Annotated in this window: 9 protein-coding genes; 3 read left to right on the top strand and 6 right to left on the bottom strand. The window is 64.6% G+C overall.

The window, feature by feature from the left end; all coding sequences use genetic code 11:
* Positions 1 to 64: 64 nt before the first annotated feature.
* The 3 genes from ACVWWJ_RS02580 to tal all read left to right on the top strand — a co-directional run bounded on the left by ACVWWJ_RS02580 (position 65) and on the right by tal (position 4,744).
* Positions 65 to 1,147: a DUF3667 domain-containing protein gene (locus tag ACVWWJ_RS02580; RefSeq protein ID WP_456966662.1), complete on the top strand. Its 1,083-nt coding sequence runs from the start codon at positions 65 to 67 to the stop codon at positions 1,145 to 1,147.
* 371 nt (positions 1,148 to 1,518) lie between these two features.
* The gene (locus tag ACVWWJ_RS02575; protein ID WP_456966661.1) at positions 1,519 to 3,693 is read left to right on the top strand and encodes a primosomal protein N'; all 2,175 of its coding nucleotides are present in this window, start codon (positions 1,519 to 1,521) and stop codon (positions 3,691 to 3,693) included.
* Positions 3,694 to 3,790: 97 nt separating this feature from the next.
* The gene (gene tal / locus ACVWWJ_RS02570; RefSeq protein ID WP_456966660.1) at positions 3,791 to 4,744 is read left to right on the top strand and encodes a transaldolase; all 954 of its coding nucleotides are present in this window, start codon (positions 3,791 to 3,793) and stop codon (positions 4,742 to 4,744) included.
* 67 nt (positions 4,745 to 4,811) lie between these two features.
* Here tal and ACVWWJ_RS02565 read toward each other — a convergent pair whose 3' ends face one another.
* From ACVWWJ_RS02565 to ACVWWJ_RS02540, 6 genes are all read right to left on the bottom strand, one after another.
* Positions 4,812 to 6,209: a coniferyl aldehyde dehydrogenase gene (locus ACVWWJ_RS02565; protein ID WP_456966659.1), complete on the bottom strand. Its 1,398-nt coding sequence runs from the start codon at positions 6,207 to 6,209 to the stop codon at positions 4,812 to 4,814.
* Between the two features lie 176 nt (positions 6,210 to 6,385).
* Positions 6,386 to 7,831, bottom strand: a complete 1,446-nt coding sequence (locus tag ACVWWJ_RS02560; protein ID WP_456966658.1) for an efflux transporter outer membrane subunit — start codon at positions 7,829 to 7,831, stop codon at positions 6,386 to 6,388.
* Positions 7,815 to 8,996 (bottom strand): efflux RND transporter periplasmic adaptor subunit, encoded by a 1,182-nt coding sequence (locus ACVWWJ_RS02555; protein ID WP_456966657.1) that lies wholly within the window; start codon positions 8,994 to 8,996, stop codon positions 7,815 to 7,817. Before ACVWWJ_RS02555 ends, ACVWWJ_RS02560 begins: the two co-directional genes overlap by 17 nt.
* Positions 8,986 to 12,186 carry an efflux RND transporter permease subunit gene (locus ACVWWJ_RS02550; protein ID WP_456966656.1) on the bottom strand — a complete coding sequence of 1,067 codons (3,201 nt, stop codon included), beginning with the start codon at positions 12,184 to 12,186 and terminating at the stop codon, positions 8,986 to 8,988. Before ACVWWJ_RS02550 ends, ACVWWJ_RS02555 begins: the two co-directional genes overlap by 11 nt.
* Positions 12,187 to 12,265: 79 nt before the next feature.
* A complete protein-coding gene (locus ACVWWJ_RS02545) occupies positions 12,266 to 13,636 on the bottom strand; it encodes a sensor histidine kinase (protein ID WP_456966655.1) in 1,371 nt (456 codons plus the stop codon).
* Entirely contained in the window at positions 13,614 to 14,294 is a 681-nt protein-coding gene (locus tag ACVWWJ_RS02540; RefSeq protein ID WP_159891055.1) for a response regulator transcription factor, read from the bottom strand. Before ACVWWJ_RS02540 ends, ACVWWJ_RS02545 begins: the two co-directional genes overlap by 23 nt.
* Positions 14,295 to 14,337: the final 43 nt, after the last annotated feature.

The raw sequence follows: 14,337 nt of genomic DNA, 5'->3' as shown, positions 1-14,337 counted from the left end.
TCTGCTGTGCGCCAATTGCACATCGGCACTCCAGGGCGCCTTCTGTCACGACTGCGGTCAGTCCGTGAAAAGCGTAATCCAGCCGGTGTCGCACATGCTGGAGGACGCGGGGGACCTGTTCTTCCACCTCGACGAACGCATCGTGCATACCCTGCCGCCGCTCTATACGAAGCCGGGATTTCTCACCCTCGAATATTTCTCCGGGCGGCGCGTGCGCTATATCGCGCCGTTCCGCCTCATGTTCGTGTTCTGCCTGCTCGCCTTCTTTTTCATGCACCTGGCCATTGGCGACTTCAAGGTCGGCACGCACGATGGCGTGGCGCCACGCGACTCGATCGACGCCTTCGCGAGCGCCGAGGACGCCGACGACGTCCATACGCTCTATGACGACCAGATTCGCGAAGTTCGCACGGCCCGCAAGGATCCGGCCCTACCGGGCGCCGCCAAGGCGGGACTGGGCGCAGCGGCGGGCTTGATTCGCGAGGCGGCGAACGCCCGCCTCACGCAGCTGAAAGCGCCGCCGATCACGGCGGAGGCAGACGAAGCGGCGCCGAAGGAGGAACTGGGCCGGGGCGAGGAACACGTGAACCGCTGGTTCGGCGAGCATCCGAAGATCGACATCGGCTGGCTGCCCGATGCGCTGAACAACCGGCTCAACCTTGCCTTTGAGCATTTCAGGGCCAACCTGATTCCCGTCCTCAATGGCGGCCCGGGAAAGGCCGAAGCTTTCCGGCACATCCTGGACAGCTTTTTCTCGGTGCTGCCGCAGGCCATGTTCTTCATGATCCCGGTGTTCGCCCTGGTGCTGAAGCTCTTCTATGTGTTCCGGCGCCGCCTGTACATGGAACATCTCATCGTCAGCCTGCACAGCCATGCCTTTATCTTCATCTCGTTGCTGGCCCTGATGCTGCTGAGCTTTGCCCGGGAGGCCCTTCGTCCCCATGTCGCCTTCGCGGCAACCGCCATTGGTTTCGTGCAGTTCGCCATGTGGGTGTGGATACCGATCTACCTGCTGGTCATGCAGAAGCGCATCTATCGACAGGGATGGCCGATGACTATCCTGAAGTATTGGCTGATAGGCAGCGTCTATTTCTGGCTGCTTATTGCCGCCATCGCCATGGCCTTCGTCATCGGCATGACTCACTAAGATTTTTTCCTAGCCGACAGCGGGTTGTGCACAGGCCGGAGGAGCCCTTCGCTTTTGTCAAGGTTTTATAGACGGCAGATGAACGGAGTCGGCGACGCATTTTTAAGTAATTGATTTAGCGTTATATTTCAGTCTGGTTAAAATCTACCCAAGCTAAGGCGAAGGGCCCAACCATGCGCCTTGGATGCCCTCCATCCGGAGCTCATCCACAGACTTATCCACAGGACTTGTGGATAACACGGAAACCCCCTTCGGGGCGGGCACTTACCGCCGATTCCTCTTTTGGGGGATCTCATATCAGCCCAAGCCTATGGTGGGCTGGTCAATCATTGACCAGCGAAATCGGCATAGGTCGTTAAACTAGGGGTCGCATGACCGCCGTCTTCCGTGTCGCCCTACCGGTGCCTCTCCTGACCCTGTTCGATTACCTGCCGCCCGAGTCAGGTATCGCGCAGGCCGGGTCGCGCGTGCGCGTCCCGTTCGGGCGTGGCGAGATGGTCGGCGTGGTGATCGATCCGGACGCCGAGGCGGCCGTGGGCGTGAAGCGCCTGAAGCGGGTGAGCGAGGTGCTCGACGACGCGCCCCTGCTCGATGCTGAATTGCTGGCCACCCTGGCCTGGGCGGCGGATTACTGGGCCGGCGCCCCCGGTGAGGCGTTCGCCAATGCCCTGCCCCTGGCGCTGCGTGAGCCCCGACCCTTGCCTGCGACCGGCCGGGAGGTTTGGGCCCTGACCACGCAGGGTCGCAGCGCACGCGATGCCCGCAGCCGCAAAGGTGGCTCGGCGGCCTTGCTCGAGGCACTCGTCGATGGCCCGCGCGCTGCCGACGAACTCGGCTTCGCCCTGCCCGAATGGCGCGCAGCGGCGCGCCGCCTGGTCGAGGCGGGGCTGGTCGAGAAGATGGAGCTGGAAGAGACGTCCCTGCCCGCCAGCCCGGCGCCCGGTCCGGCGCTCAGCGACGAGCAAGCCGCCGCGGTCGCCGCCATGGGCGAAGGGTTCGGTCGGTTTCAGCCTTACGTGCTGGACGGGGTCACCGGTAGCGGCAAGACCGAGGTTTACCTGGCCCTGATCGAGCGCGCGTTGGCGGACGGCAAGCAGACCTTGCTGCTGGTTCCCGAGATCGGCCTGGCGCCGCAGACGGTACGCCGTCTTCGCGAGCGTCTCGGCGTGACCATCGAGGTGCTGCATTCCAACCTTGCCGAGGGCGATCGTGCCCGCGCGTGGCTACGGGCACGAAATGGAAGCGCCAAGGTCGTGCTCGGCACGCGCTCTGCCGTGTTCACGCCCCTGCCCCATGCCGGCCTGATCATCGTCGACGAGGAGCACGACGCCTCGTATAAACAGCAGGAAGGTTTTCGCTACCACGCCCGCGATCTCGCCCTGGTTCGTGCGCGCGCCCACGGCGTGCCCGTCGTGCTGGGCTCGGCCACGCCGTCGCTGGAGACGCTGGGCAACGTGGAAGCGGGTCGCTATCAGCGACTGGTTCTGCGAGGACGGCCCGGCGCCACCCAGTCCACCCGCGTGCAGATCGTCGACATGCGGGCCCAGCGTCTCGACCACGGCATGTCGCCCACCTTGATGAACGCGGTGGCCGCGTGTGTCGGACGCGGCGAACAGGCATTGGTGTTCCGCAACCGCCGTGGCTACGCCCCGGTGCTCCTTTGCTATGACTGCGGCTGGCACGCGGACTGCCCGCGCTGCGACCGGCCCATGACCCTGCATGCCGGGCGACGTCGGCTCATCTGCCACCACTGCGAGAACACGATGGCGGTGCCGGCCGCCTGCCCGTCGTGCGGGTCGGCCAACATCAGCCCGCAGGGCCAGGGCACGGAGCGTCTTGAAGAAGCGCTTACGGCTCGTTTCCCCGAGGTGCCCGTGGTCCGGATCGACCGTGAGACCACGCGCCGACGCGATGCCTTCGGCGAGATCCTCGATGGTCTTCGCGAAGACAAACCGGCGATCCTCGTCGGCACGCAGATGCTGGCGAAGGGACACGACCTGCCCAATCTCACCCTGGTAGCCATTGTCGGTGTCGACGAAGGCCTTCACAGCGTGGATTTCCGCGCCAGCGAGCGCCTTGCCCAGCTTGTGGTCCAGGTGGCGGGACGCGCCGGGCGCGCAAGCAAGCCGGGCAGCGTCCTGCTGCAGACGCACCACCCGGATCACCCAATGCTGCACTCACTACTGCGCGGCGGCTACGGCGCGGTGGCGACCGAGCTGCTCGAGGAGCGCAGGCTGCTGGACCTGCCGCCCTTCGCCCACCAGGTGCTGCTTCGCGCCGACGCGCTGGGCCGTGCCGAGGTCGATGCTTTCCTGGGCCAGGCGCACATCGCCATCGGACCACCCGGCGACCTGCGCATTGCCGGCCCCATGCCCGCACCCATGCCGCTACGCGCCGGCCGCCACCGGGGCCAGTTACTGGTCGAGGCGAGCTCGCGCGCCCGCCTCCATGCGTTCCTGCGGCCGTGGCAGCACGCGCTCATCGGCCTGCCCGAAGCACGCAAGGTGCGCTGGTCGCTCGACGTCGATCCCATCGATCTTTACTGACAGAAAGCCGCGTTGCTGAACCGAAACCTTTGGATGCCTACACGCGAGGGGCAATCGGCGCGACAATAGGGGTCTCCCAGGTAACGGAAACCCCAACGTGACCACTCAGCTCGAACAACTGCGCAAGATCACCACCGTCGTAGCCGATACCGGCGACATCTCGGCCATTGCCAAGTACAAGCCGGAAGACGCGACCACCAACCCGTCGCTGCTGCTGAAGGCAGCCGGTATCCCGACCTATTCGGGCTACATCGACGAGGCCGTGCAGTGGGCCAAGGGTCAGAGCAACAACCGCGAACAGCAGCTGGTCGACGCCGGCGATCGCCTCGCCGTTCTGGTCGGCCGCGAGATCCTGAAGATCGTCCCGGGCAAGGTGTCCACCGAAGTGGATGCACGCCTCTCGTTCGACACGAATGCCTCGATCGACAAGGCCAAGCGCCTGATCGGCTTCTACGACGAACTCGGCATCAAGAAAGAACGCATCCTGATCAAGCTCGCCTCCACGTGGGAAGGCATCCGCGCCGCGGAGAAGCTGCAGAAGGAAGGCATCAACTGCAACCTTACCCTGCTCTTCAGCTTCGAACAGGCTGTGGCCTGCGCCGAAGCCGGCGTGTTCCTCATCTCGCCGTTCGTCGGTCGCATCTTCGACTGGTATGTCGCCAACACCGACAAGAAGACCTACGCGCCGGCTGAAGATCCGGGCGTGCAGTCGGTGCGTCGCATCTACGACTGGTACAAGCTGCATGGCTACGAGACCGTCGTCATGGGCGCCAGCTTCCGCAATCTCGGCCAGATCCAGGCCCTCGCCGGCTGCGACCGCCTGACGATCGCACCGGAACTGCTGAAGGAACTGGACGAGAACACCGACGACCTGCCGGTCGCCCTGAAGGACTCCGGCGCGAAGGAAGACAAGCCCGCGAAGCTCGACGAAGCCAAGTTCCGCTGGGGCCACAACGAGAACGCGATGGCCACCGACAAGCTCGGCGAAGGTATCCGCAAGTTCGCGGTCGACCAGCGCAAGCTTGAAGAACTGCTGGGCGCGAAGCTGTAAGGCTCGCTTTCCAGGGTGTTACGAAAAAGGGGCCTCACGGCCCCTTTTTCTTTCTGTAGGAGCCGCTTCAGCGGCGGAGCTTGACGCTCAGTAGCCGTTCGATCGTCTTGCCGTACGGCGGGCGCAGCATCGCCGAGATGTCGAAGCGGGATTGCTTGTAGACCGAGCGCGCGTGACTGAAGATGCGAAAACCATCGACACCGTGATACGCCCCCATGCCTGAGGAGCCGATACCGCCAAACGGCAGATCGTCCATGGTCAGGTGGAGAATCGTGTCGTTGAGGGTCACGCCACCGACGACGGTGTGCGCGAGTACGTTTTCCTGTTCAGCGTGGTCGTTACCGAAGTAATAAAGACTGAGGGGACGCGCGTGCGCATTGATGTGCGCGATGGCGGCATCGATGCCGTCATAGGGGACCAACGGAAGAATGGGCCCGAATATCTCGTCCTGCATCACGCTCATCGTGTCGTTGGCGCCAAGGACAATCGTCGGTGCGATGCGCCGGTCGCCGATGGTCTCGCCAACGGGGCCCAGGGAGCGCAGTACCGCGCCTTTTGTCTTTGCATCGTCGAGATAACCGAGCAGGCGCTCGTGATGACGAGCATTGATGATGGCCGTGTAGTCGGGGTTACCGTCCACTGTCGGGAACATGCCAGTCACTGCGCGCTGCAAGGCGTCGACGAAGGCTTCAACGCGATCCCGTGGCACCAGTGCATAGTCGGGCGCGATGCATACCTGCCCCGCGTTGAGTGTCTTGCCGAACATCAGCCGCTTCGCGGCAAGATCGAGGTCGGCGTCGCGACCGATGATGGCGGGCGACTTACCACCGAGTTCCAGCGTGACGGGTACGAGGTTCTCCGCCGCCGCACGCATGACATGCTTCGCAACGGACGTCGCGCCGGTAAAGAGGAGGTGATCGAAAGGGAGGGCCGAGAACCGCTCGCCGACATCGCTGCCGCCCGTGACCACCGCGAGCTCGTTCTCATCGAATGCGCTGGCGATCATTTTCCGCATCAACGCCGAACACTGCGGCGTGAACTCCGACGGCTTGATCATCGCGCGATTACCAGCGGCGAGAATGCCGGCGAGCGGCGAGAAGGTGAGGTTGAACGGGAAGTTCCACGGCGAGATCAGGCCAACCACGCCCTTGGGCTGGTAGTCGACCCAGGCGCGTGCGCCCAGCAAGGCGAGCGCGGCAGGGGAGACGCTGCGCGCGTCGCGTCGCATCCAGCGCCGCACATGCTTCTTCGCGTGCTTGAGTGGCTCGATGGCGCCGACGACGTCGGTAATGAGGGAGCCCTGCACCGAACGGTGCCCGAAGTCTTCGCGCAATGCTTCGGCAATCTCACCTGCGTGGTCGACCAGCAGACCGATGGCACGATCGAGGCGATCGATACGAACCGACGCCGACGGCGAGCCGTCGGTCAGCTGGGCGAGCTTCTGTCGTTCGAGGATGGTGAGCATGGCGCCGAGTGTACGGCGCCCGCGGAGGGCTCGTGTGGGAGCCGCTTTAGCGGCGATTGGCGATTGCCGCGTCGCCGCTTCGTTGGCTTTTCGCCGCTGAAGCGGCTCCCACATGTCCTGATCGCCGCTGAAGCGGCTCCCACATTTCCTAGTCGCCGCTGAATCGGCTCCCACAGTCAGGCTTGTGACCAGCCGCCGCCGAGGGCGCGGATGAGCTGGACACTGGCGCGCAACTGGCGGGTCTCGAGGTCGATCACGCTGCGCTGCGCGTCGAGGGCCGCCGTCTGCGCCTGCACCACGTCGAGGTACCCGACGGCGCCATTGCGGTATCGGTCGAGGGACAGATCGACGGAGCGCTGCGCCGCGTCGGCCGCGGCACGCTGGTCGGTCAGTGCCGTGCCCAGGTCGCGCAGCAGGACAAGGTTGTCTTCCACCTGGGCGAAGGCGTTGAGCACCACGTCGCGGTACTTCGCGCCCGCCTCGTCCGTCGCTGCCTTGGCGGCATCGACGACGGCCTTGCGACGACCGCCATCGAACACGCTCAGTAGCAGGGTGGGACCAATCGACCAGAAGCGATTCGGCGCGGTGGCGATGCTTCCCCATGCCGAACTCTGCCAGCCACCCTGCGCGTCCAGCGTGAGCTGCGGGAAGTACGCGGAGCGAGCCACACCCACGCGCGCGTTCGCCTCGGCGGTACGCCGCTCCGCCGCCGCCACGTCGGGACGACGCTGGAGGATGACCGACGGCACGTCGAGCGGGATGGTCGGCACCGTCACCTTTGCGTCATTGGTCGCGAGAGTGAACGTGGAAGCCGAGTCGCCAACCAGAACCGCGATGGCGTGCTGGATCAGCGCACGCTGCGCCTGTGCCTGCGTGAGCTGGGAACGCGCGTTGGAAAGCTGCGTCTGGGCGCGCGCAACATCGAGGCCGGACGAGATACCACCTTCATGCCGCGACTGGGTCAGCTCGAGGGCGCGACTGAAGGCAACGATGCTGTCGTTGAGCACCTTGACCTGGCGGTCGAGCCCGTTGAGCTGCAGATAGCTATCGGCGAGTTGCGCCTGCAGGCTCAGGCGCACCGAGGCGAGGTCGCCCGCGGCAGCCGCCTGCTCAGCCGTTCCGGCAGCAACGGTGTCACGCACCCGACCCCAGAGGTCGACTTCGTAATCCGCCTGCACGCCAATCGTGTACGAGCTGTACACGGCAGGCGAGGTGGTGCCACGCAGCGGACGCGTATCCGACTCACGATCGCGCTGCCCGTTCCCGTTCAACCCGAGTGTGGGAAAGAGCGCGGAGCGCACCTGCCGGGTAAACGCCTCGGACTGCTCGTAGTGCGCCAGCGCCGCGGCGAGGCTCGCATTGTTCGCGATCAGCTTCGTCTGCAGGTCATCCAGCCGCGAGTCGCCGTAGAGTTTCCACCAGGCGTCGCGGTCGAGGTGATCCGCAGGCTTCGCTTCCGTCCACGGGGAGTTGGCGTTCGCGTACTGCTCGGCAGCCGGCACCTCGGGCACCTTATAGGTCGGTGCGAGCGAGCAAGCGGAGATACCCACCGACACCAGCGCAGCCAGCGTGCCGGCCCTGAGCGTGCGCAGGCCGCTTGCGGAATCAGGCCTTCGGAGCATGGTCGTCTTCCGCCTTCTTCTTCGGCGCATTGATGCGCACGGTGTCACCGTCGGCCAGGCCATCGGGCGGGCTCTCGATCAGGCGGTCACCGGCGGCGAGTCCCGACCCCAACTGGATCGTCTTGCCGAAGTCGCGGGTGATCGTGACATCCTTGAACTTGACCTTGTTCGCCTGGTCGACAAGAGCGACACGGAGGCCCTTCTCGTCATAGACCAGCGCACTGGCCGGTACGCTGAACAACGTCGCGTTCGCCGGAAGATCGAAGGTAACGCTGGCGTAGCTGCCCGGAAGCAGCTTGCCATCCGCGTTGTCCACCGCGACCTGCACAAGCGTCGTGCCGGAGGCGGCATTGATCGCCGCGGACGAGGTTTCGATGTTGCCCGTGAAGGTCTGTCCCGGATACTCCGGCACCGTGAGCTTCACCGACTCACCCGCCTTGATCGCCGGCGCGTAGTTCTGCGGCACGTTGACGTACATGCGCAGCTTGCGCGTATCCGACACCACGAAGAGCTCCTGCCCGCCGCCACCAGCATTGATCAGGGCGCCCACATCGGTCTCGCGCGCCGTCACCGTGCCATCGAAGGGTGCCGTGAGCTTGGCAAAGCCCTTCAGTGCCTGGATGCGTTCGAGGTTGGCCTGCGCCGCCGTGGCGAGCGCGTGCTTGGCATCGTAGTCACCGGTTTTCTCGTCGACTTCCTGCTTGGAAACCGAATCGGAGTCGCGCATGTCCTTCCAGCGCTTGGCGGTCGTCTGCGCCAGTGACTCGTTGGCACGCGCGCTGGCCAGGTCCGCCTTGGCCTGAAGCAGCTGCTGGTCGAGGTCGGGTGTTTCGATCTCGCCGAGGACTTCGCCCGCCTTCACTTTCTGGCCAATGTCAGCCTTCCAGTACTTCAGGTAGCCGCTGGTGCGAGCGAAGATCGGCGCACGGGCATAGGCCTGCAAACGGCCGGGCAGATTGAGATCGCCACCGCCCTGACCGCCCTGCGGCGAGACCACGTTAACCGTCGGCGTGGCCTGGTCGTCGGTCCATTCGCGAAGTTTGCGCGAGTCGTTGGCGCGCGTGGCGACACCGGCTACGACGATCGCGAGGACCACGACGCCGGCGATGATGCCGGCCAGACGGAGTCGGCGCGGCGGCGGAGTGTGCAAGGGTTCATGCGACATGGACAGGCTCCCCGGGATGCGCCGGGCTGTTGGACGGGTGGTCACGACGGGCGTGAATCATGCTGAAAACAATCGGGACGAAGAACAGCGTGGCCGTGGTGGCGAAGATCAGGCCACCAATGACGGCACGGCCGAGCGGCGCGTTCTGCTCGCCGCCCTCACCCAGGCCGAGGGCCATGGGTGCCATACCGATGATCATCGCCAGGGCGGTCATCAGCACCGGACGGAAACGGACGAATCCGCCTTCCAGTGCCGCAGCGGTCGCATCGCCCAGTTCGGCAAGGCGCTCGCGGCAGAAGCTCACCACGAGGATGGAGTTGGCCGTTGCCACGCCCATGCACATGATCGCGCCGGTGAGGGCCGGAACGGACAAGGTGGTATGCGTGGCGAACAACATCCAGATGATCCCCGCGATGGCGGCGGGCAACGCCGTCACGATGACGAACGGATCGCTCCAGGACTGGAAGTTGACCACGATCAGCAGGTAGATCAGCACGATCGCACCGAGCAGACCGAAGATCAGTCCCGAGAAGGCATCGTTCATCGTCTGCACCTGGCCAAGCAGCGCTGTAGTGGATGCCTTTGGCAGGAACTTCTTGTTCGCTTCGATGATCTTCTGGATGTCTGCAGCGACGGCGCCGAGGTCGCGATCCTGCGTGGTCGCGTAGATTTCGACCATGGACTGGATGTTGTACTGGCTTACGACGGCATTGGTCGACGTCCGCGATACGTGTGCAATACCACCGAGGATCTGCGACCCGGCCTGCCCCGCGCTCGCGCTGATCGGCACGTTCTCAAGATCGGGCAAGGTATCGAGGCTGTACTGCGGCGTCTGCATGACGATGGGATACGACACGCCGTTCTTCGGATTCAGCCAGAAGGTCGGTGCGATCTGGCTCGAGCCCGCGAGGTTCACGCCGAGGCTGTTGGTCACGTCACGCTCGGTGATACCCACTTCCTGCGCACGACTGCGGTCCACGTCCACATTGAAGCCGGGGCTCGCCTGCGACTGCTGGATACGTGCGTCGGCCACGCCGGGCACGCGACGGATTTCCCGCAGCAAGCGATCGGCATAGGTGAAATTGGCAGCGAGGTTCGGGCCACGCACCTGCAGATCGATCGGGGCAGGTGAACCGAAGTTGAGGATCTGGCTGATGATGTCCGCCGGCGGGAACGAGAACGTCGTGCCCGGATATTCGCGCGGGAGCTTCTCGCGCAACTGGCGAACGTAATCCGCCGTCGGCGCGTGGCCTTCATTCAGCGCAATCTGGATGTCGCCATCCTGCGAGCCGATAGTGCCGGTGTTGTTGTAGGTGTTGTTGATGCCCGACGACGAAAGGCCCATGTTGTCGACGATGGTGCCCAGTTCCTCCTTGGGGATGATGCGTCGCACGGAGTTCGTCACCTGGGCGAAGATGCGCGCGCTTTCTTCCACACGCGTGCCGACCGGTGCCCGGACATGCATCAGAATCTGGCCGGAGTCGACGGCCGGGAAGAAGTTACGACCCAGCATCGGCACCAGCGCAAAGGTGAGGACCACGAAGGCCATGAAGCCGATCGTGAATACCTTGCGATGCTGAAGTGCCAGCTCGAGAAGACCATGGTAGCTGGCGCGAATCGCCTCGAAACGCTTTTCGAACCCACGCTGGAAACGAACCAGCGGATTCCGCGACGGCTTCTTGCCCTCGCCATGCGGATCGTCGTGCGAATGCGGATGAAGCAGGTACTTCGCCATCGTCGGCACCAGGGTGCGCGAGAGGATGAACGAGGCGATCATGGCGAACATCACGGCTTCGGCCATCGGCACGAAGAGGAAGCGCGCCACGCCGTTGAGGAAGAACATCGGCACGAACACGATGCAGATACACAGCAGCGAGACGAAGGCCGGGGTGACGATCTGCGCCGCACCATCGAGGATCGAGGTTTCGACGTCCTTGCCCTGCTCGAGATGCCAGTTGATGTTCTCGATGGTCACCGTCGCGTCGTCGACGAGGATACCCACGGCCAACGCCAGGCCGCCGAGCGTCATGATGTTCATCGTCTCGCCGAACGCCGACAACGCGGCGATCGAGCCGAGGATCGCCAGCGGGATCGACGTGGCGATGATCACCGTCGAGCGCCAGCTACCGAGGAAAAGCAGGATCATCAGGCTGGTGAGCGCTGCGGCGATGATGCCTTCGCGCGCCACGCCTTCGATCGCCGCGCTTACAAAGAGCGACTGATCGCCGATGGGTGCGATCTTCAGGTTCGGCGGCAGCGAATCCTTCATCGCCACCACGCGCTCCTTGATACCCGCGATGATCGCCAGCGTCGACGCGGAACCGTTCTTCAGCACCGTCATCAGCACCGAACGGTCACCGTTGACGTGCACGATATTGGTCTGCGGCGGCGAGCCATCGCGCACGTGAGCTACGTCGCGAATGAACACGGTGGCGCCGTTGACGCTCTTGATCGGCAGGTTGCCCAGCTCCTCCACCACCGAAGGCGAGTTGTTGAGCTGAAGCGTGTACTCGTACTGGCCGATCTTCTGCGTACCGACCGGCGTGATCAGGTTCTGCGCCGCGAGCGCATTGGCCACGTCCTGCGCCGATAACCCGCGCGCCTGCATGGCTGGCGGATCGAGATCGATCTGGACCTGGCGGACCTTGCCGCCGAACGGGAACGGGATCGCCGCACCCGCTACCGAGGTGAGCTGCGGGCGGATGATGTTGAGGCCCAGGTCGCCGAGGTTCTGCTCGGTCAGCCCTTCACCCGATAGCGCCAGCTGGATGATCGGTACCGTCGACGCGTTGTAGTTCAGGATCAGCGGCGGCGTGGTGCCGGCGGGCAGCTGACGCAGGAGCGTCTGTGCCACGGCGGTGACCTGCGCGTTGGCCGTCCGGATGTCCACGGTGGGCTGGAAGAAGATCTTGATGATGCCGAAGCCGTTGATCGAACTGGCTTCGATGTGCTCCACGTCGTTCACCGTGGTGGTCAGCACACGCTCGAACGGAGAGGACACGCGGCCCGCCATCTGGTCGGGCGGCAGGCCGTTGTACTGCCATACCACGGCGATCACGGGGATCTTGATGTCGGGGAAGATATCGGTCGGCGTACGCATGGCCGCAAGCGGCCCCACGATGAGGATCAGCAGAGCGAGAACGACAAATGTATACGGTCGCGAGAGTGCGATCCGGACGATGCCAATCATGAGGGACGGATTCCGAGCGCGATGTTGCGTCGCGGCGAATTTTGCGCCCGTACCTTCCTGCGGCGTAGTTAAGATTTATTTAGGTGGCCGGACACACCACGGAGAAGACCGCGCCTTTCTCGGTACCACCGACCGAAAGCGAGAAGCCGTGCAGGCGCACGATGGCGCTGACGATCGCCAGCCCGAGGCCACACCCCGGCTTGGTCCGCGTCTCGTCGCTGCGATAGAACCGGCGGAATACCGCCTCGCGCTCGTTCGGCGGAATGCCCGGGCCCGTATCGGCGATATCGACACGCGCATCGCCCGTCGGATCGGTGCTGGCTACAAGGCGCACGGCACCGCCATCGGGGGTGAACTTGATGGCATTGCCCACGAGATTGGCGAACGCCTCGAACATGAGCTGCGGATCGCCGCGCAACGGAGGCAATCTGCCGACCTCGAGCTCGAACACCTGGCTGCGGTCTTCGGCCAGCGGGGCGTAGAACTCATGGACGTTACGCAGGACATCGCCCAGATCGAGGGTCTCGAAGCAGGCGCTGCGCTGGCGGTCTTCCAGTTCGGAGACCCGCAGCAAGGCCTTGAAACGGGACAACACGGTGTCGATCTCGGCCACGCAGGCGTCCAGCTGGTCGCCTTCCGGCTTGCCGTCGAACTGCTGTTGCAGACGGTAGAGCCGCGTGCGCATCCGTGTCAGCGGCGTACGGAGGTCGTGCGCGATGTTGTCCGTCACTCCCTTGACTTCGCCCAGCAGGCGTTCGATTTCCCCCAGTGTCGTGTTTACCGTGGAGGCAAGCAGGTCGACCTCGTCGCCACCTCGCGTCACCGGAAGGCGCACACTGAGGTCGCCCTCGCGGATCGGTTCCATGGCCCGCTGGATCGCGCGGATGCGCCGCGCGGGGCCTCGCGCAATCAGGATGCCGCCGAGCACGCCAGGGATGAGGGTCAGGGAAAGACCCCAGAGCAGGCCGCGACGAATGATCGCGCCGACGCCATCGATCGTCGCGCTTTCCTTGGCAACGACCAGCCGGTCGCCGTCGGGCAGGACGCGAGTGACGCCCCGCACGCGCGTCGGCGTATTGCGTGTGGGGTCGACGAGACTGGCGCGGATCGACTTGACGACACCTTCCTCGGCGAGGTCCTGCGGCACCGCCGCAATATTACCCGCCAGCCGCTTACCCTGCGGGTCGAACAGGCCGACCCACATGAAGCCTTGTACGTCGATCTGACTGGCCGCTTCCACCGTAGCGGGAAGCCGCTGAGGATCGGTGCCTTCGAGGTAATGGATGCGCGCGGCAAGCATGCCGTCCACGACGTTCGAGAGGTAGCGCGACGCTTCCCACTGGACAACGCCCAGCAGCACCACGCACCAGATGGCGAAGAGCGCGCCGTAGATGAGAATCAGGCGCGAGGTGGCGGAACGCCAGGCGTCAATCAGCGGGCGCAATGACATACCCCGAGCCGCGCACCGTACGGATGAGCGGCACCTGGCCGGCGCCGTCGATCTTTCGACGGAGGCGGCCGATATGAACGTCGATCACGTTGGTACCCGGATCGAAATGAAAACCCCACACGTGTTCGAAGATCATCTGGCGCGTCACCACCTGGCCGGCGTTACGCATCAGGAATTCGAGAAGGCGGAATTCGGTAGGCAACAAGGTCAGTGGCTGGCCGTTGCGCAGGGCGTTGTGGCGAACCAGGTCGAGCTCGAGATCGGAAACGCGCAACCGGTTGCTGTTGGCATTCGGCTGGCGCCGGCGCAGGAGCACCTCGGCACGCGCGGCGAGTTCGTCAGGCGAGAAGGGTTTCGTCAGGTAGTCATCGCCGCCCGCGCGAAGGCCGCGGACGCGCTCATCCACGTCGGACAGCGCGCTGATCATCAGCACCGGCGTGTCCACGGAGCGCTCGCGCAGGGCGAGCACGACATCGATGCCGTCCATGCCCGGGAGCATGCGGTCGAGGGTGATGATGTCGAAGCCGTCTTCGAGCGCACGGGCGAGCCCGTCGGTTCCGTTGGCGACCCACTCGGCCGTGAGGCCGTGCGCGCCCAGCTCCGCGACAATGTCGCGTGCGGTGACTTCGTCATCTTCGATGACCAGGGCCCTGGGCATCCTCTGTACTCCGTAGGAGAAACAACGGAAAACGGCCCCACGA

This window comes from Luteibacter sp. HA06 (genome assembly GCF_054061215.1).
The sequence above is the reverse complement of the archived record's forward strand: the minus strand, read 5'-3'. Positions and strand labels throughout refer to the sequence as shown.